The sequence below is a fragment of the Novosphingobium rhizovicinum genome, from assembly GCF_040813635.1.
In the GTDB taxonomy this organism is placed as follows: domain Bacteria; phylum Pseudomonadota; class Alphaproteobacteria; order Sphingomonadales; family Sphingomonadaceae; genus Novosphingobium; species Novosphingobium rhizovicinum.
The window spans coordinates 131,384-156,626 of record NZ_JBFNXR010000050.1 but is presented as its reverse complement, the minus strand read 5'-3'; the positions used below and the strand labels follow the sequence as shown (position 1 = coordinate 156,626).

General features: G+C 63.3%; 22 protein-coding genes. 16 read left to right on the top strand and 6 right to left on the bottom strand.

Annotation, left to right across the window (positions count from 1 at the left end; genetic code table 11):
* Positions 1 to 35: 35 nt before the first annotated feature.
* Complete coding sequence (zwf, locus tag ABUH87_RS13355) at positions 36 to 1,478, bottom strand: glucose-6-phosphate dehydrogenase (RefSeq protein ID WP_367774422.1); 1,443 nt, start codon at positions 1,476 to 1,478, stop codon at positions 36 to 38.
* Positions 1,479 to 1,699: 221 nt separating this feature from the next.
* On the opposite strand from zwf, the gene ABUH87_RS13350 reads away from it, so the two are divergent.
* Entirely contained in the window at positions 1,700 to 2,686 is a 987-nt protein-coding gene (locus tag ABUH87_RS13350) for a sensor histidine kinase (protein ID WP_367774420.1), read from the top strand.
* Between the two features lie 24 nt (positions 2,687 to 2,710).
* Here the strand turns inward: ABUH87_RS13350 and ABUH87_RS13345 are convergent, their stop codons facing one another.
* Positions 2,711 to 4,132 carry an OprO/OprP family phosphate-selective porin gene (locus ABUH87_RS13345; protein WP_367774418.1) on the bottom strand — a complete coding sequence of 474 codons (1,422 nt, stop codon included), beginning with the start codon at positions 4,130 to 4,132 and terminating at the stop codon, positions 2,711 to 2,713.
* A 316-nt stretch (positions 4,133 to 4,448) separates the two neighbouring features.
* Between ABUH87_RS13345 and ABUH87_RS13340 the strand changes: the two genes are divergently transcribed.
* From ABUH87_RS13340 to ABUH87_RS13310, 7 genes are all read left to right on the top strand, one after another.
* The gene (locus ABUH87_RS13340) at positions 4,449 to 5,492 is read left to right on the top strand and encodes a substrate-binding domain-containing protein (protein ID WP_367774416.1); all 1,044 of its coding nucleotides are present in this window, start codon (positions 4,449 to 4,451) and stop codon (positions 5,490 to 5,492) included.
* A 16-nt stretch (positions 5,493 to 5,508) separates the two neighbouring features.
* The gene (gene pstC, locus ABUH87_RS13335; protein WP_367774415.1) at positions 5,509 to 6,882 is read left to right on the top strand and encodes a phosphate ABC transporter permease subunit PstC; all 1,374 of its coding nucleotides are present in this window, start codon (positions 5,509 to 5,511) and stop codon (positions 6,880 to 6,882) included.
* A complete protein-coding gene (pstA, locus tag ABUH87_RS13330; protein WP_367774414.1) occupies positions 6,875 to 7,759 on the top strand; it encodes a phosphate ABC transporter permease PstA in 885 nt (294 codons plus the stop codon). The genes pstC and pstA overlap by 8 nt, the downstream gene beginning before the upstream one ends.
* 3 nt (positions 7,760 to 7,762) lie before the next feature.
* Positions 7,763 to 8,524, top strand: coding sequence for a phosphate ABC transporter ATP-binding protein PstB (gene pstB / locus ABUH87_RS13325; RefSeq protein WP_367774413.1), 762 nt, complete (start codon positions 7,763 to 7,765; stop codon positions 8,522 to 8,524).
* Between the two features lie 11 nt (positions 8,525 to 8,535).
* Positions 8,536 to 9,231 carry a phosphate signaling complex protein PhoU gene (gene phoU, locus ABUH87_RS13320; RefSeq protein WP_367774412.1) on the top strand — a complete coding sequence of 232 codons (696 nt, stop codon included), beginning with the start codon at positions 8,536 to 8,538 and terminating at the stop codon, positions 9,229 to 9,231.
* Entirely contained in the window at positions 9,228 to 9,914 is a 687-nt protein-coding gene (phoB, locus tag ABUH87_RS13315) for a phosphate regulon transcriptional regulator PhoB (RefSeq protein WP_367774410.1), read from the top strand. The genes phoU and phoB overlap by 4 nt, the downstream gene beginning before the upstream one ends.
* Positions 9,915 to 10,041: 127 nt before the next feature.
* A complete protein-coding gene (locus ABUH87_RS13310; protein ID WP_367774409.1) occupies positions 10,042 to 10,842 on the top strand; it encodes an IclR family transcriptional regulator in 801 nt (266 codons plus the stop codon).
* A gap of 7 nt (positions 10,843 to 10,849) precedes the next feature.
* Here ABUH87_RS13310 and ABUH87_RS13305 read toward each other — a convergent pair whose 3' ends face one another.
* Entirely contained in the window at positions 10,850 to 11,914 is a 1,065-nt protein-coding gene (locus ABUH87_RS13305) for a glycosyltransferase family 4 protein (protein WP_367774408.1), read from the bottom strand.
* Positions 11,911 to 12,795, bottom strand: coding sequence for a UDP-2,3-diacylglucosamine diphosphatase (locus tag ABUH87_RS13300; RefSeq protein ID WP_367774406.1), 885 nt, complete (start codon positions 12,793 to 12,795; stop codon positions 11,911 to 11,913). Before ABUH87_RS13300 ends, ABUH87_RS13305 begins: the two co-directional genes overlap by 4 nt.
* A 170-nt stretch (positions 12,796 to 12,965) precedes the next feature.
* Between ABUH87_RS13300 and ABUH87_RS13295 the strand changes: the two genes are divergently transcribed.
* The gene (locus ABUH87_RS13295; protein WP_367774404.1) at positions 12,966 to 13,640 is read left to right on the top strand and encodes a response regulator transcription factor; all 675 of its coding nucleotides are present in this window, start codon (positions 12,966 to 12,968) and stop codon (positions 13,638 to 13,640) included.
* Between the two features lie 162 nt (positions 13,641 to 13,802).
* Here ABUH87_RS13295 and ABUH87_RS13290 read toward each other — a convergent pair whose 3' ends face one another.
* On the bottom strand, positions 13,803 to 16,523 hold the full coding sequence (locus ABUH87_RS13290) for a TonB-dependent receptor domain-containing protein (RefSeq protein ID WP_367774403.1): 2,721 nt from the start codon (positions 16,521 to 16,523) through the stop codon (positions 13,803 to 13,805).
* A 75-nt stretch (positions 16,524 to 16,598) separates the two neighbouring features.
* The gene (locus ABUH87_RS13285) at positions 16,599 to 18,203 is read right to left on the bottom strand and encodes a hypothetical protein (protein WP_367774401.1); all 1,605 of its coding nucleotides are present in this window, start codon (positions 18,201 to 18,203) and stop codon (positions 16,599 to 16,601) included.
* A 286-nt stretch (positions 18,204 to 18,489) separates the two neighbouring features.
* Here ABUH87_RS13285 and ABUH87_RS18435 point away from each other — a divergent pair, with 286 nt between their 5' ends.
* The 7 genes from ABUH87_RS18435 (at position 18,490) to ABUH87_RS13250 (ending at position 25,241) form a co-directional block, all read left to right on the top strand.
* Positions 18,490 to 18,855, top strand: coding sequence for a hypothetical protein (locus ABUH87_RS18435; protein WP_419956702.1), 366 nt, complete (start codon positions 18,490 to 18,492; stop codon positions 18,853 to 18,855).
* Between the two features lie 154 nt (positions 18,856 to 19,009).
* Positions 19,010 to 19,336 (top strand): TrbC/VirB2 family protein, encoded by a 327-nt coding sequence (locus ABUH87_RS13275; protein WP_419956701.1) that lies wholly within the window; start codon positions 19,010 to 19,012, stop codon positions 19,334 to 19,336.
* Entirely contained in the window at positions 19,336 to 19,629 is a 294-nt protein-coding gene (locus tag ABUH87_RS13270) for a VirB3 family type IV secretion system protein (protein ID WP_367774398.1), read from the top strand. Before ABUH87_RS13275 ends, ABUH87_RS13270 begins: the two co-directional genes overlap by 1 nt.
* A 20-nt stretch (positions 19,630 to 19,649) precedes the next feature.
* Positions 19,650 to 22,055: a VirB4 family type IV secretion/conjugal transfer ATPase gene (locus tag ABUH87_RS13265; protein WP_367774397.1), complete on the top strand. Its 2,406-nt coding sequence runs from the start codon at positions 19,650 to 19,652 to the stop codon at positions 22,053 to 22,055.
* Positions 22,056 to 22,059: 4 nt separating this feature from the next.
* Positions 22,060 to 23,292 carry a TrbL/VirB6 family protein gene (locus tag ABUH87_RS13260; RefSeq protein ID WP_367774395.1) on the top strand — a complete coding sequence of 411 codons (1,233 nt, stop codon included), beginning with the start codon at positions 22,060 to 22,062 and terminating at the stop codon, positions 23,290 to 23,292.
* A complete protein-coding gene (locus ABUH87_RS13255; RefSeq protein WP_367774393.1) occupies positions 23,289 to 24,137 on the top strand; it encodes a TrbG/VirB9 family P-type conjugative transfer protein in 849 nt (282 codons plus the stop codon). The genes ABUH87_RS13260 and ABUH87_RS13255 overlap by 4 nt, the downstream gene beginning before the upstream one ends.
* Before the next feature lie 3 nt (positions 24,138 to 24,140).
* Positions 24,141 to 25,241, top strand: a complete 1,101-nt coding sequence (locus ABUH87_RS13250) for a TrbI/VirB10 family protein (protein ID WP_367774392.1) — start codon at positions 24,141 to 24,143, stop codon at positions 25,239 to 25,241.
* The last annotated feature ends 2 nt before the right edge of the window (positions 25,242 to 25,243 follow it).

Below are 25,243 nucleotides of genomic sequence, written 5' to 3'. Positions count from 1 at the left end.
TGCGTGCTCGTGGTTGGTGTGTCGAACTTGGGACTTTATTCGTGCCATGTCACGCCGTCGCGTTCGGCCAAGGCAATTGCGGCGGAGGGCCCCCAGCTTCCTGCTGTATAAGTCTTCGGCTCAAGCCCCTGTTCCAGCCAACTCGCCCGGATCGCGTCGATCCATTCCCATTGCGCTTCCACCTCGTCTCGCCGGACGAACAGTGTCTGGTCGCCTTCTATCAGGTCGAGGAGCAAACGTTCGTAGGCGATCCGCCGCTGCGGTCCGGAGAAGGCTTCGGGCATCGCAATGTCGAGCGGTACGGGCCGAAGACTGAGGCCGGTCCGGTCGAGGCCTGGTACTTTCGCCATCAGCGAAAGCTGGATGTTCTCGGAAGGCTGGATTCCGATGACAAGCCGGTTCGGCACGGTCCGCGCGCCGCGGCCCGAGAAGATCGAATGCGGGATCGGCCTGAACTGAACCACGATCTCTGTCGTGCGACGCGGCAGGCGCTTGCCCGTCCGCAGATAGAAGGGGACGCCTTTCCAGCGCCAGCAGTCCAGGTGGGCCTTGATTGCAACGAATGTCTCGGTGGCTGACTCCCTGCCCAGTTCCTCGTCGTAGCCGGGAACGGCCTTTCCGCCGATCGCCCCATCGCGATACTGACCTCTGACGGTTTCGCCCACAGTGACCGGACGCAGGCACCGTAGCACCTTGACCTTCTCGTCCCGCACCGGCCCCGCTTCGTAGGAGATAGGCGGTTCCATGGCGACGAGTGCCAGAAGTTGCAGCATATGGTTCTGCACCATGTCGCGCAGAGCCCCAGCATCGTCGTAAAAGGCGACACGACCTTCCAGTCCGACCGTCTCCGCGACCGTGATCTGCACATGGTCGATGTGTGCTGCGTTCCACAAAGGTTCGAACAGAACATTGGCGAACCGCAGCGCCAGCAGGTTCTGCACGGTCTCCTTGCCGAGATAGTGATCGATCCGGAAGGTCCGCTCCTCAGGAAAGGCGCTTGCTACCGCATCGTTGATCGCGCGGCTGGACGTCAAATCTGTGCCGAGCGGCTTTTCCAACGCGATCCGCGTTCGCTCATTGGCCAGACCGCTGGCGACGAGGCCCTGAATACTAGGCTCGAACAGGCTGGGCGCAGTGGACAGGAACACCGCCAAACCCTCGCGCGGCGTGCCGACCTTCGCTGCCAGCGCGTCGAAGCCCTCGGTGGAGGAGGCGTCCAGCGGCTGAAAGAAAAGGCGGTTGAGAAATGTGGCCATCCCGCCCCGACGCTCAGCCGGCATAAACTGCTCAAGCGACTCACGGGCGAAATTGCGGAAGCTGAAATCGTCCAGATCCGCGCGGGCGGTGCCGACGATCTCTATACGCGGGTCGAGCAGGCCATCGGCATCAAGGGCGCATAACGAGGGGAGGAGCATCCGTTTCGACAGGTCACCCGTGGCTCCGAACAGAAGCAGGCGATCGGCAGTGAATCGGGTCATGCGAAGCGAAGCCTCATGGCTCGATTTCTCCTGAGGTATGGATGTGACGTGACAAGGCTCTGCGACAAGGCCCCTTGAGTGCATTATAGGCCGCTCAGCGGCATTGGTTGCGCGTTTGCGTGGAGCGGTTCTGGGGGCGGAAGGTTCCCAAGTGCGATTTGCCCGGCAATGCCCGCAAGAGACGCTTTGCGAACGGTCGGTGGGAAGCTACGAAGCTGTTCATGGCAGTCGACGGCGTGCAGCTTCTCGAGCATATCCAGACACCGGCGATCATCGTTTCGCGCGGGCAGGTGAGCTTTGCCAACACCGCGGCGAAGGCGTTGCTTGGCGTGCATATCGTTGGGCAGGATGTCAGGATTGCCATCCGCGATCCTCGTGCTGTTGCCGTGATTCTCAGCGATGGCGGAGGCAATGTCAAAGTCGCTGGGTTATCCGTCGGTGGCAGCGTTTGGGAGGTCGATTGCAAGGTCATCGGAGCCGGGCAGCGGCTGGTGACGCTCTACGACCTTTCTGTGCAGGTCAGTGTCGCGCGCGCTCACGCCGATTTTGTTGCCAATGCAAGCCATGAATTGCGCACGCCCCTGGCGACCGTGCTTGGCTATGTCGAGACGCTGATGAACCCTAAGGCCGGCGGTGATGAGGCAACGCGCGAGCGTTTCCTCCAGACGATCCGCCACGAAGCGCTGCGAATGCAGGCGCTCGTTTCGGACCTCATGTCGCTCTCTCGCATCGAGGCTGTGAAGCATGAGGTGCCGTCCGAAACGGTCGACATGGTTTCGCTTGCCCGCGAAGTCGCGGGCGAGTTTCGCACCGGAGGGAGCGTCAATGTCAGCGCCAATTGCGAGGACGCTCTGGTTCTGGGCGACCGAGGCCAGTTGGCACAGGTGGTGCGCAACCTGATCGATAACGCGCTCAAATACGGCGGTCGCGATGGCACTGTGCAAGTCTCTCTTGAGGCTGCGAGTACCGGCTGGCTTCTGCTGGCGGTCCACGATGAGGGTGACGGGATCCCGCCCGAGCACCTGCCGCGCCTGACGGAGCGCTTCTATCGTGCCGATACGAGCCGCAGCCGGGCGGCGGGCGGCACCGGGCTGGGCCTGTCGATCGTCAAGCATATCGTGGAGCGGCACCGGGGCCGCTTTGACATCACGAGCCGCCAAGGGGCGGGCACCACCGCTTCGGTCATGCTGCCTCTGAAGCAGGACTGACGCGCAGCCCTGCTTTGCGAACTCCTAAAAATCGAATTCGAAGCGGGTACCCAGCACCTGGACATCGTACGAGCGGTCGCCTGAGGGCAGGGCCACCGCGTCCTCGTACGATAGATTGGCGTAGTTCAGGTTGAAGCGCAGGTTCGAAAGCGGAGACCAGATGATCGCGGCTATGTAGCCGTCCTGCGTTCCCCCGATCACCGTTCGGTCGTTCAGATCCAGGTAGTCGTAGCGCAAGGTGAGTTGAATGGAGCCCGGCCCACCCTCGCCTATGGGCTTAGAGGGCGCAACTGAACCGAACTGGCCGTCCTTGTAGGTTCGCGTGTCGTTCGTCAGGAAGTAGCTGAGTTCCGCGTAGCCGCCCCAGAAGGTGAGGTCCGGCAAGCCGCCACGGATGGCCTTCTGCACGAACACCTCGCCCGCAGTCTGCCAGCGCCCACGCACTGCCGCGAGCTCGGCGCCATACCCGAACTCCCGTTCCACCAGCAGGGAGCGTGTGCCGATCAGGCGCGAATTGCTTGCGTGCAGATAGGGACGCTGGCGATAGCGAACGCCATCCTCAGTAATTCGGCCCAGCCGCCGCCAGTGAGCGGAGGCACCTGCGTGAAGCTGCGTCTTCCCGATTTTCGGAGCGTAGACGAGGCGTCCGTGCAGGCTGTAGCTGTTGTTCTCGTCTCCGCCGGATGGGCCGTCGCTGTCATTCGCAAGGGCCGAGACATCGTCCGTAAAGACACCTGCCTGCGTGAGAAGATCTCCTGTTTCGTACTGCGCAACGAAACCCAGCCGCCGTTCGAAGTTGAACGCGTCGGTGAAAGCGGCACGTTCCATGACGTTGCCGGCGGTGTCTCCGGTCAGCTCGTCGAGCGACCACGGCGGGTTCTGATTGCCCAGGCGGAGCTGAAGGCCACCCGTTCGATATGAGATATAGGTATCAACGAGATCGACCGAGTTGTCCGACAGCTCCAGTTCCAGCTTGTAGCCAACGCCGGAACCGATGCTTCCTTCTGCACCGAGGCGGATGCGCCGCATCTCGTTGACGAAGCCGAGGCCCTTGTCGGTCGATCCATCGGGCTGGGAGACGTAACCGGCATCCGCCTGGATACGTCCCTTTGCCTTGAAGCTGCGATCATCCTCGACGATCTGCGCGGCACCCTTCCATTTGATGACAGCCGGTGTGTCATTGCCGGACGCAGCTGTTGCAGCGGGTGGCGATGCTGCTTGCGAGGTGCTGCCGATATCCGAGCCCGCTTCCGCTGCTGCTCCAGCGGCGGCACTGCTATCGCCAGCCAACCGCTTTTCCAACGCATCGAGTCTGGCGCGAAGTGACTCGATCTCTGTGCGAAGCGCCTCTGTGTCGCTCGGCGTGAGCGGCTGCGCTGCTGCCGGTATGGCAAGAGCGACCGATCCGAAGAGGGCCAGAGTGGCGGCAGCGATACGGGGGTTCATACAAGCAGGTCCTAACATCCCCGGCCCGTTATGGCGTTTCTGTGACGGTTGAATGACATCTACGCGACGATCAGCCGCGTTCTGTTAATTCAGGGATGTAAACCAGAAATTTTTTAGCAACACGCATTTGCGGCGGATGGAGGTTGGCCGTTGTACAACAGCGGTGAGGCAGAGTACGCTCGGTTCGAACGCTGCGAGCGGGGCGCTAGCATCCGCCGGAGTGAAGGGAACTTCCGCACCGGAGTTGACACATGGCCGTCATCAAAGTGTCATGGAGCCCCGATAGGAGCGCGGTCAGTTCAAGGGGATCGCCTTAATGCGTAAAACTGTCACCATCGCGCTTGTCGCTGCGTCGTCGCTCGCCCTCTCGGCTTGCGGAAGCTCCGGCGGCTCCGGCAGCGGTTCGCGAGATTACATCCGCGCGGTCGGTTCCTCTACGGTATATCCCTTCGCCACTGCGGTTGCCGAGGAGTACGCGAAGACCGGGGGCAAGTCACCGGTTGTGGAAGCGACGGGTACTGGTGCGGGGATGAAGCTTTTCTGCGCTGGCGTGGGCGCGCAGCACCCGGACATCGAAACCGCTTCGCGCCGGATCAAGAAATCCGAATACGAGCTGTGCCAGAAGAACGGCGTGGCCGAGATCGTCGAAGTTCAGGTCGGCATCGACGGCATTGCTTTCGCCGAAGCGAAGAGCGGGCCCGGGATGAAACTGACGCCGGAAGATGTCTACAAAGCCATTGCGGCCAATCCCTACGGGAAGCCCAACCAGGCCAAGTCCTGGAAGGATGTGAATCCGGCGCTGCCCGACATGCCCATCCTTGTTTATGGGCCACCCTCGACTTCCGGCACCCGTGACGCTCTGGCAGAGCTCATCCTGACCGCGGGGTGTAAGACCGATCCGGCCACGGCCGCCCTCAAGGAAAGCGACGAGGACAAGTTCGAGGCGATCTGCACGCAGGTTCGCGAGGATGGCGCCTATGTCGACGCGGGTGAAAACGACAACCTGATCGTCCAGAAGATCTCGCAGAATCCGAAAGCCGTCGGCGTCTTCGGCTACTCCTTCCTAGAGGCGAATCCGGATGCTCTGAAGGGGATTCCGATGTCCGGAGTGGAGCCCACTTACGAGACGATTTCGGACTTCTCGTATCCCGGCGCGCGCCCGCTCTACATCTACGTGAAGAAGGCGCATGTCGGACCGATCAGTGGTCTCGGAGAGTATGTGGCGACCTGGCCCAAGGTCTGGGGTCCGGATGGCCTTTTGAAGAGCAAGGGCATGGTTATTTCCCCTCAGGACGTTCGTGCCCGGAATGCAGAGGTCGTTGCGAACATGACGCCTCTCGACCCGTCCGCATTGAAGTGAGCGGCGTCACCCCGTCGTGAATGCAACTATCGTTCTTTTGCTGGTACTCGCGCTCGGCCTCGTAAGCTGGTTCACGGCGCGAGCCCGGGCACGCCTGCTCTATGCCGGGCGCGGCTCGATGCACTCGATGCCGCAGTATCATGCCTGGCATGTCGTCCTGTGGGTGGTGGTGCCCGCGTTTGTAGCATGGGGGCTCTGGTCCGCTATTTCGCCGGTGCTGATTGACCAGGCCGTACTGAACGACCCTGCCGCAGCTTCACTTCCCCAAGATCCGTTGCAACGTTCCTCTATTCTTGCCGAGGCACGCAGTGTCGCAAGCGACCCGACGTTCATCGGTTTCTCGCCGCTTTCGACGCAGCTTGCAGAGCCGATGCGCGCTGCGCAAGCACGCTTCGGTCTGATTGGCGCCATCCTGGTCGGCATCGTTGCGCTGGCAGGGGGCGGCTATGCATTCACTCGGGTGCGCAGCAGGTTCCCGGCGCGGACTCGGGTCGAACGTGCGGTCATGCTGCTGCTGCTGGGCGCCTCCCTGCTTGCAGTTCTGACCACGGCAGGGATTATCGCGTCTCTCGTCTTCGAGGCAGGCCTTTTCTTCAAGGACGTGTCGCCCATCGCGTTCCTGACGGGCACCCACTGGTCCCCGGCAAACGCCATAGGCGACGATGTCGACGCCAACTTCGGCGCGGTTCCGCTGTTCTGGGGCACCATCTACATCGGTGCCATCATCGCGATGATCGTAGCGATTCCGCTGGGGCTGATGAGCGCGATCTATCTCACCCAGTATGCCGACACGCGCACCAGGAAGGTGCTCAAGCCGGTTCTCGAGATTCTCGCGGGTATACCGACCGTCGTCTATGGCTACTTCGCAGCGCTCACGGTGGCTCCTGCTATCCGCGATCTGGCGAGTTCGCTCGGCTATCCCAATCCGTCGACCGAGAGCGCACTTGCTGCGGGCTTGGTGATGGGGGTGATGATCATACCCTTCGTCTCATCCATGGCCGACGACGCGATTGCGGCCGTGCCGCGTGCGATGGCCGACGGTTCGCTGGCCATGGGTGCGACCAGATCCGAGACGATCAAGAAGGTTCTGCTTCCTGCTGCCTTGCCGGGCATTGTCGCGGGCGTCATGCTCGCGATCAGTCGCGCGATTGGCGAGACCATGATCGTGGTCATGGCCGCCGGTGCCGCTGCCCGGCTTTCCGCCGATCCGCTCGAATCCATGACGACGGTCACGTACCAGATCGTCCAGCTTCTCACGGGTGATCAGGAATTCAACAGCCCCAAGACGCTGTCCGCCTTCGCGCTGGGCCTCGTGCTCTTTGTCGTGACGCTGATCCTCAACATCATCGCGCTGCGCGTGGTGAAGCGCTTCCGGGAAGCTTATGAGTAACACCTGGCAAACGCCCGAGATGACGAAGCGAATCGCGCGCCGCCACGCTGCCGAGAAGCGCTTCCGGCTGGCGGGGCTGACCGCGATCGTCCTTTCGCTGCTCTTCCTCGCCGTTCTTCTGTTCATCATGTTGAAGAACGGGCTGGGCGGGCTGGACTGGGCCTTTCTGACCGGCTCGGATGCGACGAGCGCGGACGCCGCAGGCGTGTGGGGTGCCTTGAAAGGCTCGTTCCTGACGATGCTGGTGACCTTGCTGCTATCCTTTCCGATGGGCGTTCTGGCAGCAATCTATCTGGAAGAGTTCGCGCCCCGCAGCAGGTGGATCGATTGGGTGGAAGTTTCCATCAACAATCTGGCGGCTGTCCCCTCGATTATTTTCGGTTTGCTGGGCCTCGCGGTGTTCATCAACACTCTGAACCTGCCGCGTTCCTCACCGCTGGTCGGAGGTCTGACGCTCGCTTTGATGACGATGCCGATCATCGTTATCTCCGGTCGGAACGCGATCAAGGCCGTGCCGCCCTCGATCCGCGATGCGGCGCTCGCTGTAGGGGCCAGCCCCGTGCAGACCGTGTTTCATCACGTGCTGCCGTTGGCGCTTCCTGGTATTCTCACCGGCACCATCATCGGCATGGCGCGCGCCCTGGGTGAAACGGCTCCTCTGTTGATGATCGGCATGCGAGCATTCGTCGCGACACCGCCGGGCGGGATCACCGATCCATCCAGCGTGCTTCCGATGCAGATCTTCCTGTGGTCCGACGAGATCGATCGTGGCTTCGTGCAGAATACCAGCGCTGCCATCATCGTGTTGCTGGTGTTCCTCCTGGCGATGAACGGGCTGGCCATTTACCTTCGCAACAAGTTCGAAGTCCGCTGGTAGGGTATGACAAAAGCAAAACTGACCGCACGCAACGTCGATGTCTTCTACGGTGAGAAGAAGGCCATCGACGATGTTTCGATCGACATCGGCAACGGTGTGGTCACCGCCTTCATCGGTCCGTCCGGCTGCGGCAAATCGACGTTCCTGCGCACGCTCAACCGCATGAATGACACGATCGCCGGTGCGCGTGTGACCGGTCAGATCCTGCTCGATGGAGAGGACATCTACGGCAAGGAGATGGACCCGGTCGCCCTGCGCGCACGCGTCGGCATGGTGTTCCAGAAGCCCAATCCGTTTCCGAAATCGATTTACGAGAACGTCGCCTACGGGCCGCGCATCCATGGGCTTGCGCAAGGCAAGGCGGATATGGACGCCATCGTGGAGAAAGCCCTGACCCGCGCGGGGCTGTGGCCGGAAGTAAAGGACCGGCTGACGGACGCGGGTACTGCCCTGTCAGGCGGGCAGCAGCAGCGGCTTTGCATCGCCCGGGCTATTGCGGTCAGCCCCGAAGTCATCCTGATGGACGAGCCTTGCTCCGCGCTGGACCCGATCGCGACCGCGCGCATCGAGGAACTGATAGAAGAGCTCAAGGACCGCTACGCCATCGTCATCGTCACGCACTCGATGCAGCAGGCCGCGCGCGTCTCACAACGGACCGCCTTCTTCCACCTCGGCAAGATGGTCGAGTACGGCGAGACCAGCCAGATCTTCACCAATCCGCGCGAGGTGCGGACGAAAGACTACATCACCGGCCGCTATGGCTGAGGGGAACCGCCATGGTCGATCATACCGTTAAGTCCTTTGATAGCGAGATCAGTCAACTTCGTGGCCTTATCGCCGAGATGGGCGGGCTTGCCGAACTGGCGATCCGCGAATCCATCGATGCGCTGACGCGCCACGACGCAGAACTGGCGCGTAAAGTCGTGGCCGCCGACGCCCGGCTCGACGCGCTTGAGGCGGAGGTGGACCGGCTCGCGGTCAGAACCATAGCCCTGCGTGCGCCCATGGCGGACGATCTGCGCGATGTGATTGCGGCGCTCAAGATCTCCGGCGTGATCGAGCGGATCGGCGATTACGCGAAGAACATCGCAAAGCGCGTCGACGAGCTGGAAGGCCGCTCCAAGGTTGAGCCGATCACCTTGGTACCCGCCATGGCGGAGATTGCGCAGGGCATGGTGCGGGATGTGCTCAACGCCTACGGTTCGCGCGATGCGATGCTGGCGGTTGAGGTGATCCGACGCGACGAGAAGCTCGATCAGTTCTACAACACGCTGTTCCGCTCGCTGCTCACGCACATGATGGAAAATCCGGCGACGATCAGCAGCGCTGCCCAGCTTCTTTTTGTTGCCCGTAATCTGGAGCGCATCGGCGACCACGCCACAAACGTTGCCGAGATGGTCTACTACGCCGCGACCGGCGAATACTGCTCCGAGCGCGACGCCAAGGATGCACCTAGGGAAGCCATGATATGAACGCTTCGGTCCTGGTAGTCGAAGATGACAGGGCGCTGTGCGAGCTGTTGTCCTGGAATCTCTCCGCCGAAGGCTATGACGTGCGCTCGACCGGGGACGGCGAGGAAGCGCTCGTCATGGTTCGTGAGCAAGTACCTGACGCCATCATCCTGGACTGGATGATCGAACAGGTTCCCGGCATCGAGGTTTGCCGCCAGCTGCGCAAGGATCGCGCCACCGCTCGCATTCCGATTGTGATGCTCACCGCGCGTGGCGAAGAGGAGGACCGCATCCGGGGGCTCAAGACCGGTGCGGACGATTACGTAACCAAGCCATTCAGCCCGCGTGAGCTGATGGCCCGGATCGAGGCGCTGCTGAGGCGCTCGCAGCCGTCTTTGACGGGTGACAACCTCAGCTTCGCGGACATCGAACTGGACCCGACCTCCCATCGCGTACGCCGGGGCGGCGAGGCGCTGCACCTGGGGCCTACCGAGTTCAAGCTGCTCCGCTATTTCATGGAGCGCCCCAGTCGGGTGCTGTCGCGGCAGCAGATCCTTGACGGTGTGTGGGGGATGGACTCCGACATTGACGAACGCACTGTGGATGTGCACATCCGTCGCCTGCGCAAGGCCATCAACCGCCCGGGTGACGTGGATCCCATCCGCACGGTGCGCGCGGCCGGCTATGCGATGGACGTGACCTGATCCTGATCGACGGGCTTTGCGGCACCAGAGCGAGTCACAGGGCTGTCGATGAGGTGATGTGCCGCCTTTCGGAGCTGGCCTTCCTCGCTTATGTGCTGGTCATGACCAACGCAGAGCCGGCATTCGCTTGACCGAGGATACTGCCAGCCTTTTCGAAGAGCGGCGTGGCGCTTCGCCGCAATCGGTGACGCGTGTCATCCGTGTTCTGGAAGCTTTGTGTGCCAGTGCGGAGCCGCTTTCACTGGCCGATCTCAGCCGCCGCTTGGGCGCGCCCAAAAGCAGCCTTGCGGCGCTTCTGCGTGGACTTGCGGAAGAGATGTTCGTGACCTCCGCCGATGGTGCCTGGCAGTTGGGACCCGGCGCCTTCGGGCTTGCCAGTGCGATTACCGAGGCGCGGCGCCGTCTCCAGTCTTCCGATCTCATAAGGGAAGGCATGCGCCGTCTTGCGGATCGAACGGGAGAGACTGTCCTGCTCGCGGTCGGGGATGCTGGTGGCGATCAGCTGACCTATGTCGACATTGTCGAGAGCAGGCAGGTGGTCCGCTACGCCGTTTCGGTCGGGGACCGCAGACCCTTGTATGCCACGGCAGGCGGCCGTGCGCTGCTCACCGCGTGCTCTCGTGAAGCGGTGGAAAGCTATCTCAAGCGCATTCACCTCGACCGCCTGACCGGGACGACGCTTCATAGCGTTCCTGAATTGCTGGAAGCATTGTCCGTCGCGCGAGACGCGGGCTTCGCCCAGACCGTAGACCAGGCGGCCGACGGCGTGACGGGCACAGCGGCCCTGGTGCGCGGCGCCTCGGGGCTGGTGATCGGCGCACTCGTCGTGGCGGCTCCAACCCCTCGGGCCCACGGCAGATTGCAGGAACTGGCTCAGGCCGTTCAGGACGAAGCGGCCTCTATCTCACGCAGCCTCGGCTTCCGCTGACGCCCGCTTAGGCCGCCTGGCGCGTCCTGCTATGCGCTAGTGCGACCTTGATGGCGGCTTCGAATTGATCCGTCGCCCGCTCCCAAGAGAAGCGGGCGCCTAACGCCGCGGCGGAGGCGCGGTCGGCCGAAAGCGCGAGGGTAACGGCCTGGTCCAGATCATCGCATAAAGCGCCTGCGGAATGGGAAAGCGTTCCATCGCTCCCTCTGCACCGATCCCCCAGGATGTCGGAAGGGCCGGGCACCGGGTAAGCGGCCACAGGTACGCCGCAAGCCAGCGCTTCGATCACAACGAGGCCGAAGGTATCCGTCCTGCTGGGAAAGACGAAGCAATCAGCCGCGCGGTAAGCGTTGGCGAGGTCATGGCCGGTGAGTGCGCCCAGGAAGAGAACGTGGGGATACCGGCGCCGGAGCACGGAGAGGGCAGGGCCATCGCCGACCACCACTTTGCTGCCGGGGCAAGATAGGCTCAGAAATGCCTCGAGGTTTTTTTCCGCCGCGACCCGTCCGACATTGAGCAGGATGGGACCCGGCAGGCCGAGCATGGCTGAATGCCTTGCGCCATCCGGGCGGAACAGCGCCTGATCGATGCCGCGGCTCCACGGCATGGTGGGCCCGATCCCGCGCGTGGCGAGTTCTTCGGCAAGGCTGGAGGTGGATACGAGCACCGCACTGCTCGGCGCATGAAAGCGGCGCATGATCGGCCAGAAGTGCTCTGCGCTGAGGCCTGTGCGCACGGCTGCATACTCGGGAAAGCGCGTGTGGAAGGCGGAGGTGAACGGCACCCCTCTGGCGAGGCACCAGCCGCGCGCCGCCCAACCGACCGGCCCCTCGGTGGCGATGTGCACGAGCTGCGGCTGCATCGTATCCAGCATGCGGCGCACGCGAAAGCGTGGCGCCATTGCAAGGCGGATCGATGGATAACCGGGCATGGGAACCGTGAGGAAGCAATGCGGGGCGATCACCTCTACATTGTGCCCGCGACTGCCCAGCAGACCGATTGTTTTCGAGAGCGATCGGACCACGCCGTTGACCTGAGGAAACCAGGCATCAGTGGCGATGGCGAGCTTCACGCGGCGTTCTCTGCAGCGATCTTGCCTGCTTGTTCTAGCGCCTTCTCACTCGGCCAATCAACGATGGTGATCGCACCTTGCGCATCCTCGACCAGGGCGGTGCAGCTCTCCACCCAGTCACCGTCGTTGTAGTAGGTGATGCCCCCGAACTGACGGATCTCGGCGCAATGTATGTGGCCGCAGACGACACCGTCCAGTCCGCGTGAGAGCGCTTCTTGGGCAACCGCTTCCTCGTAGCTGCAGACATATTGGACGGCGTTCTTCACCCGCTTCTTCATGTAGGCGGAGAGAGACCAGTACGGCATCTTGAGGCGGCGGCGGACCAGGTTGAAAAGGATGTTGGCGCGCAACAACAGTCCGTATGCCTTGTCTCCGAGAAAGGCGAGCCAGCGGGCATAGAGCACGATACCGTCAAATGCGTCGCCATGCGTGACCAGGAGCCTGCGGCCGTCGGCAGCCTCGTGAACCGCCTCCAGGGCGAGCTCGACGCCACCGAACGAAAGCCCTGCGTAATCACGCAGCATCTCATCGTGATTGCCCGCGATGAAGACCACTCGTGTTCCGCGATGCGCCATCTTGAGTATTCGCCTGACGACTTCGTTATGCGCATCGGGCCAGTACCAGCCTTTGCGCAACCGCCAGCCGTCGACGATGTCGCCGACGAGGTAGAGCGTCTGGCACTCGACCGAGCGCAGGAAATCGACGAGCAATTCGGCGTTGCAGCCACGGGTGCCCAGATGAACGTCCGAGATCCAGACCGTCCGATACTTGCGTTTGGGACGGAATGGCTTGGGGTCCGGCAGGTCGAGCCAATCCGGTATCTTGCCGGAGGCTAGCGGAAGAAGAGGGCGGGTCAGCAAACTGCCGTCATCTGTCTGCAAGGCGTCAAATCCTTAGCTGCTGTTCAAGCTGATAAATGCTCAGCGTTTCGCCCGCGTGACGCTTCTTGGTCACTTCGATGACGGTCGCTGACTTTCATTCAAGCGTCGCCGATCTGTCACCCATCCGTCACAAAGAACCGCCAGAAGCGAGGCGGGCGAATGAGGGGGCCATGCGGCGCATCGATATCCTTTTGACCGGCGAAGTTGAGGGCGGCTTTGCTCCGTTCCGTCACGCCGACCTGGAACTGGTGTTGCATCGCTGGAGCGAGACTTCGCAGCTCCCGCTCATCGAAGGCTCGTTATGGGCTTTCGTGGAATGGGTGCTGCCGCAGATGTCCGGCCTCGAGCTATGCCGCAGGCTCCGCTGCGATCCGCGCACGGCATCTGCGCACATCACCATCATACTCGACGAGGATGACCAGGAGGATCGCAAGCGAGCCTTGCGCACGGGTGCCGACGACTACATCGTGGGTCCCTTGACGCGCAACGCGCTGCTGGACCGTGTGCTCTCTGGCAATCTGTCTGAGCCAGCGGAAGCAAATGGCCGCCGCGTGGCCTCGGGTGACCTCATCATCGACATTCCGGCATTCCAGGCCCGTTGGCGCGGCAAGGCCATCGCCTTGATGCCCAACGAGTTTCGGCTTCTGCGCTACTTCGTCGAGCATCCGGGGCGCGTCTTCACGCGCGCTCAACTCATCACCGCTCTGGGCAAGCAGGAGCCTGCCATCGACGAGCGCACGGTCGACGTCTGGATCGGCCGGCTCCGCAGAGCCCTGAAGGGCTCTGGTGCGGGCAACCCTCTGCGCACGGTGCGCTCACTTGGGTACGTCTTCGACGAGCTTTGAGGAGCCACCTGTCGTCTGCCACGGCGCAGCGAGGGAGGTGTGTCGTCCCAGGTCTCGCTCGACCTGAACTCAACTTAGCTTCCATCTAAAAAAGAAGCCCTGCTGCATCGCTGCAGCAGGGCTCCAAGGTGCCGTTGGAGGCAGGGTGCCTCCGGGTGAAGGTCAGAATTTGATGCCCGCGGAGAGCGAGAAGACACGTCCCACGTCGTAGCTGTTGATCTCGATGCGGTCGGTACCGTTGGATTGGTATTCCTGATGGCGCGTGCGCAGCAGGTTACGCGCTTCAAACTTCAGTTCAACATCCTGGCCGAGGAAGTCCACACCTTCGCGCAGCACCACGTCGATCTGAACGCCCGGTTTCTCAACCACATCCGGGAGGCGGATGGAGCCGTTCAGGCCGCGGCTAACCACGCGGTTGCTGGCAAAGCTGAACAGGATTGTCTGCTGGGACAGCCTTTCGGTGTTTTCCAGGCCCAGTTGAAGATTGATCAGGTGATCCGACTGGCCGGTGAGCGGTGCTCCGTCGCGGAAGTAGTCGGTAGCCGAGGTTGCCGCTGCCTGAGGGAAAATCGCGACGGTGTCGTCGGCGCTGACTTTCAGATCGGACTTGGAGTAGGTGTAGTTTGCGATGACGACACCCCGCCGGCCTTCCATCCAGCCTCCCATGGAACTGAGATCGAAATACTTCTGCAACTCGACCTCAGCGCCGTAAAGCTGAGCCTCGGGAGCGTTGGCATAGCTCGTGATCAGTTCATCGGAGATGACGAACACATACGATTCGATCGGGTTCTTGATCTTCTTGAAGAAGCCGGCGACCGAAAGGCGCTGGTCGGGCGCGAAGTACCACTCTGCCCGCGCTTCAGCGTTGTAGAGCTGGCTATCGGTCAGCAGCGGATTACCGAGGTATTGGCGGTTGCTCTCCGGATCGAAGTACGGCTGATAGATCAGCTCGCGGAACTGTGGCCGGGCGATGGTCTTGGATGCGCTGAGGCGCACCTGCAGATCGGGCTGGAGCTGATAGGTCAAAGTGGCCGCGGGGAGCCAGTATTCCTTGCGCAGCGCCGGCGAGCTCGGAAGCGAGCTTGTCTCGGAGAAGACCTGCACCGCCTCGACCGACTGGCGCGCCTTCTCGAAGCGAACGCCTGCATCCAGGCTGAGCGCATCGGTGGCCTGCCAGTTCAGCTTGGCGTAGGCCGCATAGTTGCGCAGCTTTGCCTCGAATTTGGGGCTGGCAGTGTCCACCTCGATCAGGTCGATGCCACCGATCGGAGAAGGAAGCGGATTTCCTTCGGCGTCGGTCGTGGTGCCCAGTATCAGGGCTGGCGAGAGCAGCAAGTCGGGGCGCAGGACGGCCGCCGCTGACGGGAAGTTACCTGAAGCCCGGAAGGTAAACGCACGGCGCGAGCTTATGCGATTGGTGTCGCTGAAAAGCCCTCCGACAGTGACGGCCATATCCGGCGTCGCTTGGTAGGTGATGTCGAGCCCGCCAGACCACAGATCTTCGTTCAGGTCTGAGAAGCTGACGTTCGCCAGGCCGGCGTTGCCGTTGACGTTGTTGACGAAAAGGTCACCGAACGGGTCCGATGGCGTATTCGTGCGCACGTATTCGAACGTGAACTCGTAGGGCGCTTCACGCTGCGAATTGGCGTAGCCGCCCCGCAGTTCGACTGACAGTCCGGCAGCGGGCTTCAGCTCGGCCACGACTTGCGTGTCGATCAGCTGACGCTCGTACCAGCCTGTATCCTGTTGCATGTAGTCGGCCGATGCGCTGCTGATGAAGCGCTTGCCGAGCCCGAGCCGTGTCTGCTTGACGGTGTCGCGGATGTAGAGGTTCGTCCAGCGAACGCGGTTGTCGCCCCACTCGGCGCCCAGGCCAATAAGACCGTTGGCGACAATGTGATTGTCCGTGTTCACCCGTGTGAAGTCGGTGTTCAGCGAGAGGTCCGCGCTGTTGGAGGTCTGTTGCGTAGCCTCTCGGTTGCGCCACTTGTTGCTGAAGCCGGCTGACGCGATCAGGCCGAGTTGCGCACCGCCGACATCCCAGGAAGTTCCGCCGGAAACGGCGACCGAATAGGCGGGCGGCAGATCACGGAGGCGTTGGACGGTCGCTCGCTCAAAGCGCACAAGCTCGCTGCCGATCTGGCGGCCCAAGGCGACGTCCTGGTTAACCGACGCGCCGCTTTCGAAGTACTCGGCGAGCGAGGGGGTAAGATCCCGGCTGCCGTTGTCGAAACCTGTCCAGTCCGACTTCGAGCCGTAGTAGCTGTAACCGATCTCGCCCGTGGTCTCGGTATCGACGCTGCCGCCGGCGGAGATCGAGAGGAAAGGCTCCTCCGGTACGGCTTTGGTCGTAAGATTGATGACACCGCCGCCGAATTCGCCGGGATAGTTTACCGAGTAGCTTTTCTGAACGAGCGAGGAAGCGATTACGCCTGTCGGGAAGATGTCGAGTGGTACCACCCGGCGTAGCGGCTCAGGGCTGGGCAGGGGCGATCCGTTAAGAAGCGCCAAGGAATAGCGATCGCCCAGACCGCGAACGTAGACGAGACCATTGCCGACCACGGAAAGGCCGGTGACCCTGCCAAGTGCGCCAGCGATATCACCTTCGCCCGTCCGCGCGATTTCCTCGCTGGAGAGTACCGAAATCACCTGATTCGAGGCTTTGACCACGTTCCGGCTGCGGCGCCCGGTGACGATGATGTCACCCCCGGGGACGGAGATTTCCGGCGCTTCGTCGAGGCCGTCTGAGGGCTCACCCACATTCTCGCCGACCGGCGGCTGCGTAGGCGAAGAGTTCGGATCGGCCTGCGCGTAGGCCAGCGAAGGCGATACGAGAGCTGTCGAAAGGACGAGAGCGCCCACCAGTCGCGACGTCAAGGACATCGGAATTCCCCTAGTTCCAAATGCAAGGACGGGGGCAGCCAGACAGCCGCCCCCGCGTTAGCCAGGCAGCTTGCCTCAGGTGGTCGGAAGTGACGTGCAGGCGCCCGAATTGCCCGTTCCGAAGTTCGCGGCAGCGCTGTTGCAGGTCCAGCCGGCGTACCAGGTGTCGCCGGAATTGCGCACCGCACCGACATAGTTTGTCGTGTCGAAGAAGGCCGAGACGGTCTTCGGATCGGTCGCCGTCACCGCCGTCTCATTGGCGCCGTTGACGAAGCCATTGGTCAGCGTGCTCGTGTAGCCGTCGTTGTTGTTCTTCGTGCCAGAGGCGAAGAAGGACGAGACCTGAGCGGCGGTGTAGCTGCCGGTGCCGATATACTTCGCGGTAGGACTGCAGCTCAGCACCACCGAGAGCGCGTTCAGCGTAGCCGGAGTGCTGCCCGAGCCGTGCATGCGGATGCACTCGTTGTTGGGCGAGACCATGATGCCGTTCACCAGGGTCACGTCAGAGTTGCCGCGGAACAGCGCCGACGCCTGGTCGTTGCTTTCGTTGTTGCTGCTCGTCTGGCGCTGGATAGCGGTGAAGTTCGCCACGGCGAGCTTCGTGCGAGGCATGTCGGACTCGTTGCCGTTCGAGTCGATCTCGAACAGAGCGTCGCCCAGACCGTCGCGCTGAAGCAGCAGAGCATACTGCACGTTCATCTGTGCCCCAACGTCCACGTCGAGGCTGTCGTCATCCGCACCCACTGCGATGTAGTGCTTCATGTTCACGCTGCCGCCGAACGCTTCCATGCCGTCGTCGGAGCTGTTGTAGGCCATGATGTGATCGAGCACCGTGCCGGTGCCGATGCCTTCAGTCGTGAGTGCCTGCAGTTCCGAATTGCCGCTCAGGATGAAGCCGGAATAGCGGATCTGCACATAGCTCATGCGGCCAGCGTTATAGGCGCTGTCGTTGCCACCGAAGCGGGCCGGATTCTGAGCGCCTTCCGTCTGGCGCTCGCAGGTGCCGGCAGTGGTCGAGCCGGTCGCACAGTCGGTGACCGGCGCGCGGCCCATAAGGACGACACCGCCCCACTGGCCTTGCGAGGTTTCGCTGACCTGGCCAACGACGTTGTCGCGGCTGGTGAAGATGATGGGCTGCGTCGCCGTGCCGACGGCGGAGATTCGGTTACCGCGGTTGACGGCCAGCCAGGACGCGCCCGGAGCACCGACCATGATGACGCCTGGCTCGATGGTCAGCGTGACGTTGGTGTCGGACGTCAAGTTGGCGGTGGGGCAGCCAATCGTCGACGTGGCGAACGGGGCGGCGCTTGTGGGCGCGCTGAAGCCGCCGTCGCAGCCAACGTCGACGCGGCCGTTCATCTGGTAGACGAGGCCAGAGACCTTGGGGAGCGTGACGGAACGATCGATCACGCCCGGCAGGTTGCAGACGCGGTAGCTGCCGGTTGGGCCCGAAATGACACCCGCATCGACGAGCTGCGTCGCAGTCGCGATTGAGGGGCACGCGGAGGCGGCAACGACGCCGCCAGGCGTGGGTGTGGGCGTCTCCGTGGGGGTCGGTGTCGGTGGAGGGTTGACGATGATGTTACCGCCGGTGCCGGGCCCGGCGATGTCGCTGGGGCCGCAGCCGGCGAGTGCGAGCGCGCTGCAGCCGACCAGCAGCAGGCCATGGATGTTCTTCACGATGAATCCCCCATTGGAAGGTCGAACCACGGGGCGATTCCGCCACCGCTGGGGGCGTGTTAGGCGTGGCGAGTGACAGTTTGTTGGCGAGGGGATGACACTTTTGTGTAAGTTGCTGACGGTGCCATGACCGTCTGGTGGTGCGGCCTCTTCGGCATCCGAATCGGAACACACCGGGCGACAGTCGATAATTGCAGTTTTATGACACTTGCGTCATTTCGTTGCGAAAGCAGGGTGCCGGGCGGAAGCTCATCCCATCAAGAGAGTCTGACGGGAGAGTCGTACCATGTCTCTATTTGCAGCCACTATCGCCGCCGTGCTGGCCCAGTCCGCTCCAGCCACTGTTCTGGACGAGCCGACGATGACCGATGTCGCATATACCGAGCTTTCGGCCGGCGATGCGGACGGCGCCGTACGCAAGCTTGAAGCGAGCATCGGCGACAGCACGGATCCAGCACTGCTGATCAATCTGGGCACCGCCTACGCACGGCAGGGCGCCACCGATAAGGCGCTGGCAGCTTTCCGCGCCGCGGTCGCCAGCCCCGATCGCTATGACCTGGAGCTTGCTGACGGTTCTTGGATGGACTCGCGCGAGGCGGCGCGCTCCGCCCTTGTGCGTCTGCAGCGTATTAATGCGCAGGCGGCACGCTGATCTGCAAACGTGAGGAACTGTCACAGTTGTCATCGTGTTGACGTCTACGGTTAAGCTCGGGGGTCATTACCCCTAGGTATTACAGTCACAGAGTTGTCATCGAACGCAGGTTATTCGCTCCTCAACGGAGGGTCCGGTGATTCGATACGCTCAAATGATGACACGCAAGTTTCCTTCTGCAGCAAGAGTGCTTGCTGCCGCAGCTTCCCTGTTTGCGCCTGTGGCAGCGCAGGCGCAGTCGGTCGCTACGCGCGACCCCGCTGGTAGCGGCCCGATCGTTGCCGCGCTTGGCTGGCTGCAGGGCACGCTTCTGGGCAATGTGGCGACGGCAGTGGCGGTCATGGCCGTTGCGGCGGTGGGCTTCATGATGCTCACCGGGCGCATGAACTGGCGCTTTGGCGCGACCGTGATTGTCGGTTGTTTCGTCCTGTTCGGTGCTGGCGCGATCGTTTCGGGCATCCAGGGCGCGGCAGTAGGCTGATGACGGGCCCGAACGCTCTGGCCCGGTACACCGTGCATCGCGCGCTGACTCGGCCGCAGATGTTCGCGGGCGTGACTTACAGCTACTTCATCATCAACGCCGCGGTGACGACGGAAGTGTTCCTCATCACCAAGAGCTTCTGGGCGCTTCCCGCCGCGCTGGCCATGCATGGCACAGGCTACATCGCCTGCCTGCGTGAGCCGCGCGTGTTCGATCTGTGGATCGCCAAAGTCAGCAAATGCCCGCGCGTACCCAACTGGGCGCGCTGGGGCTGCAACAGCTACGCGCCCTGAGCGGGCGAGGGGATCGGGACATGGCGAAGCATCTTAAAGCCTGGGGCAAGAAGGAGGCGATGGTCGGCGATCGGCTTCCCTATCTCGCGCTGGTCGACGAGAACGTCGTGCTGCTGCGGGATGGCTCGGTCATGCTCTCGCTGATGGTGCCCGGCTTCGCTTTCGAGACGGCGGACACTGACGAATTGAACGCCCATGCGGCTACCCGCGAAGTGCTGCTACGCTCCTCGCTCGATGCGCGGTTCGTGCTCTATCATCACGTGATCCGCCGCCGCGTCGAGATCGAGCTGGAAAGCCAGTTCGCCGACCCGCTCACCGCGCACATCGACGCGCGCTGGCGCCAGCGGACCAGCTCGGGCGCGCTGTTCGTCAACGACCAGTTTATCACCCTCGTACGCCGTCCCGCGCGGGGCAAGGCGGGCTGGGCCGACAAGATGTCGCGCATGATGAAGCGCAAGGGGGCGGGTCCGGTCGAAGCAGACGTGGCCGACGTACGTGCGCTACGCGCCGCTGCCAGCGCCATGACTGCTTCCCTGGGCGCGTACGGGGCCCGGCTGCTGGGCGACTACGAGAGCCAGGCGGGCCGCTGTTCCGAAGTGCTGGAACTGCTGAGCGCACTCTACAACGGCGAGATGCGCCCGGTGCGCCGCCCTGCCGAGGATGCCGACATCGGCCACATGTTGCCCTATCGCCGCGTCAACTTCGGCATGGATGCGCTGGAACTGCGCGGCGCCAACGGCGTCAGCTTCGGCTCTCTGGTGAGCCTGAAGGACTACCCGGCTTCGACGGCGCCCGGCCTTACCGATCCCCTGCTGCGCCTGCCGTGCGAACTGGTGCTGACGGAGACCTACGCACCGTCTGACCGTCAGATCGCTCGCGAACGCATTGACCTTGCCATCCGCCGCCTGAAGTCGGCCGATGAGGAGGCAATGTCCGAGCGCCGCGAAATGACCAGCGCGCGCGATGCGCTCGGCACCGGTGCGGTGGGCTTTGGCGATCACCACCTCTCAGTGCTGGTGCGCGCGCCCAATCTCGACGTGTTGGACGAAGCCACTGCGCTGTGTGCCGCTGCTCTCGCCGATGCCGGTGCGGTCGCCGTGCGCGAGGACGTCAACCTTGAGCCTGCGTTCTGGGGGCAGATGCCGGGCAACGAAAGCTTCTTGGTCCGTCGCGCGATGATTACCAGCGCCAACATGGCGTGCTTCGGCAGCTTGCACGGTTTCGCCATGGGCCAGGCCAGCGGCAATCACTGGGGCGAGGCGGTGACGCTGCTCGCCACCACCAGCCAGACCCCGTTCTTCTTCAACTTCCATCAGGGCGATCTCGGCAACTTCACCGTGATCGGGCCTTCGGGCTCGGGCAAGACGGTGGTGATGAACTTCCTCGCCGCGCAGGCGCAGAAGTACGATCCGCGCACGATCCTGTTCGACAAGGACCGCGGCGCCGAAGTGTTCATCCGCGGCATCGGCGGCACTTACAGCCGCATCGCCTCGGGCCACCCGACTGGCTTCAACCCGCTTTCGCTGCCCGACACCGCCACCAATCGCGCCTTCCTGCGCGACTGGCTGGGCGTGCTGCTGGAAGCGCGCGGACCGGAGGAGCTGGCGACGATCGCCGGCGCCGTCGACGCCGCGTACCACAACGATCCCTCACTGCGCCGCCTGTCGCACTTCCGCGAGCTGCTGGCAGGGTCCCGCCGTCCGGAGCCGGGCGATCTTGCCTCGCGCCTCGATGCCTGGTTGGTGGGCGGCGAGCATGGCTGGCTGTTCGACAATGCGCAGGACAAGCTCGATCTCTCGGCCCGCAAGCTCGGCTTCGACATGACCGCGCTGCTGGAAAGCCCGCGCCTGCGCACGCCGACGATGATGTACCTGTTCCATCGCATCGAGGAACGGTTGGACGGCGAACCCACGATGATCCTCATCGACGAGGGCTGGAAGACGCTCGACGATGAGGTCTTCGCCGCGCGCATTCGCGACTGGCTCAAGACGCTGCGCAAGCGCAACGCGCTGGTCGGCTTCGCCACTCAGTCCGCCCGCGATGCCCTGGATAGCCGTATCGCCACCGCGCTCGTCGAGCAGACCGCGACGATGCTGTTCATGCCCAACGCCCGCGCGCGGCATGAGGATTACTGCGAGGGCTTCGGCCTGTCCGAGCATGAACTCGACGTCATCCGCACGTTGCCCGCGCACTCGCGCTGCTTCCTGATCCGCCAGTCCGACGCTTCCGTCGTGGTGCGCCTCGATCTCTCGGGCATGCCCGAGGTGCTGACGGTCCTCTCCGGCCGCGAAAGCACGGTGCGTAAGCTCGACAGCTTGCGCGAGCGCTATGGCGACGATCCGGTCAACTGGTACCCCGTCCTCACGGGGATGGAGTGGCCGGGCGATGGGGATGAGCCGGGCCTGTGGGCCGAGGCTGCGGAGTAAGCCGGTGGCAAGTGCATGTGACCAGCTGACCGAGGTCGCTGCGGCTGGTGTCGGGCCGGCGCTCCGCGCCGTTGACTGCATCGCCGCCGAGACCACCGCTGCCGCCTTCGGGCGCCTGTTCGGCGCGCACGGGGCAATGGCGCCGGTCCTCACTATTCTCCTTACCCTCTACATTGCCTTCTTCGCCATTTCGCTGCTGACCGGACGCTCGACGCTGGGCGTGTCGGCCTTGACGCCGCGCATGCTAACCCTTGGCTTGGTCCTTACGTTCGCGACCAGCTGGATCGCGTACCAAGGCGTCATGTGGAACCTCGCGGTCGGCGGACCCGACTGGATTGCTTCGGTCCTGACTGGTGCCGATGGCTCAGCCACCCAGATCTTCGGAGATCGCATAGACCTTGTGTTCGGAGCCATCGCCGAAAGCGCAGGAAGCGGCCAAGGCGCGGCGGGAGCGCAGGCGGCAGCTCAGGTCGCAGGTTCAGGGCAGGGCCTGTTCACACCCGAAAGCGTGATGTGGATGGGCGGGCTGTTGCTGCTGCTCGGCACCGTCGGTGTGCTGCTGACTGCCCGGATAGCGCTGGCAGTGCTGATGGCGCTTGGCCCGATCTTCGTAGTCATGGCCCTATTCGGCGGCACGCGAGGGCTTACCGCCGGGTGGTTGCGCGGAGTGGTGCTGACCGCCCTGACGCCGCTGTTCGTCGTGCTGGCAGGGAGTATCACCTTGGAACTGCTGGTGCCGATTGTGCGGGCCCTGACGAGCAATCTTATCGACATCGACGGTCGTGCCGCCATGGCCTTGTTTCTGGTGTCCGCGGTGCACTGCGCGCTGATGGTGATGGTGCTTAAGGTGGCCGGCACGATGGTGTCGGGCTGGCAGGTCTTCGGTCTCGGCAAACCCGACCTTCAGGTGCGCGGTGATCGTGGCGCTGCACCGAGTGCCCCTTCCACTCTTGCCCACTCACCGGAGGCGGCTGCGGCAGCTTCGGCTGGGTCCTCGCGTCGGGCGGTACTGGCGGCCGCTGTGGCTGCGCCGATGGAGGCCTATCCGGTGCAGAGCGGCGAGAGTGCCCGGCCGGGTGAGCGGCGTACCGTCGTCACGCAAGTGAGCGGTGGCGGCATAGCCCCCCTCAGTGGCGGTAGCGTCTCGCGTGCCAAGGGCATTGGCAGCCGCTTTCGCGCCTCGAATGACACAGCTCGGGCTCTGTCCAGCCGCCCGGCAAAGGAGATGATACGATGATCCGCGGCCTTCTTCTCGCGGCCACCGCTGCAGCCTCGCTGTGCGCGCTGAATACACCGGCAGCAGCTGACGAACGCCTTGTGCACCACATGTTCTCCGAAAACGAAGTCGTCAGGATCGATGGGCGCACAGGGGTCCAGGCAACGATTTCCTTCGGTGAGGGCGAGGCGATCGAGAATGTTGCCGTGGGCGACTCTGCAGCATGGCAAATCACGCCCAACAAGCGGGCTGACCTGCTCTTCGTCAAGCCGCTCGACAACAGCGCGCGCACGAACATGACGGTGGTGACCGATCGCCACACCTATTTCTTCGACCTCGTCGCCTCGCCAAGAACCAAGCCCGTCTACTTGCTGCGCTTCACCTATAAGGACGAACCGAAAAAGAAGCCGTCCGAGGGTGCGGCCCTTGCAGCCCTGACCGCGGACGAGCAGGCTGTGCTTGGCGGTGGGCCAGCCGAAACTCCGGTCGATCCCGCTGCACTCAACTTTGCTTGGCGTCCCAAGGGCGACACGAAGATTCTGCCCGCGCGCATCTACGACGATGGCAACGCCACCTACCTGCTGTGGGGTGAGAAGAGCGAAGTTCCCGCCATTCTCGTTCTGAACGAGAAGGGTGAGGAAGGGCCGGTCAACTACTCCGTTCGCGGGCGCACGATCGTGGTCGACGATGTTCCCAGGGCGATCCTGCTGCGTTCCGGAAAGGCACAGGCAACGCTTGAGAATCAGCGGCCATCCGCAGCGGCTCCAGCTATCATGAATGCAGGTGCATCAACCCCTTCCGGCAAGGTGGCGCAGGCTTCCGTTGCAGCGGCAGCGCTTTCCCACTCGGCTCTTCAGGAGCACTGATCCATGGCACCAAATTCCGCCCTTCGCGAACGCTTCGATGTCGAGCAGGCGCGCGATCCCCGAGAGCATGGCGGGGCCGAGATCATCGACCTGGCCACACGCAATGTCCTGCCCACAGTCACGCAGCGCAAACGTGGCGATGGGCTTGGTCTCGCCGCCGGGGTGGCGATTGTTGCGGCTCTGGGCGGGCTGACTTTGTGGTCGATGGATGCCGCCCGCAATGGCGGGCCAGAAGCCGCATCTTCTGTTTCTGCACCTGCTTCCGTTGCGGAGCCCAGCGATACCGCTATCCCGCAGGCTGTGGTGGAGCCAACTATCTATCCGGAGCCGACCGTTCTTTCAGCTCCCGAGCCCCAGGCGATCCTCTCGGCACCGCCAAGCGAGGCGCCGGCGCCACAAGGCGTGGGCAATCCCCTTGCCAGTCCCACTGTCGTGTTCGACGCTGCGGGAGTTGCCGCTCCGGCACCGGGCGCGACGGCCGCGACCGAGTTCAAGGGGGCCAACGCCAACGAGGACTTCGCAGCTCGGCTCGGCGGCCTTGGCGGATCAAGTGCGGCCGCCAGGCGCAGCTTCGATCCGGCAACGACGGTGACCCAAGGCACGCTGATCCCCGCTGTGCTGGAGACGGCCATCGATACCGACGTGCCTGGCTTTGTACGGGCCATCGTCAGCACCGACGTGCGTAGCTTCGACGGGCGCAGTGTGCTGCTTCCCCGCTCCTCGCGCCTCATCGGCCAGTACAAGAGCGGCCTCGCTGCAGGTCAGAAGAGAGCTTACGTCATCTGGACGCGTGTCATCCGCCCCGATGGTGTCTCCGTGGATCTTGGCTCTCCGGCCATTGCGTTTGGCGGAGAGACGGGCCTTCCCGGCAAGGTCAACAGCCACTTCTTTGACCGTTTCGGCTCTGCGATGCTGCTGTCAGTCGTCGGCGGGTTGACCAACCTGGTCGGGACGGGTGCCTCTGTGGTGGTGGGTGGCGGTCAGTCAGCGGCAGCCGCGGCTGTGGAGCAGGGCTCGCAGGTCGGACCTACTATTCGCGTCCGGCAGGGCGAGCCGATCCGGGTGTTCACTGCCAAGGATCTGGATTTTTCAAAGGTCACATGAGC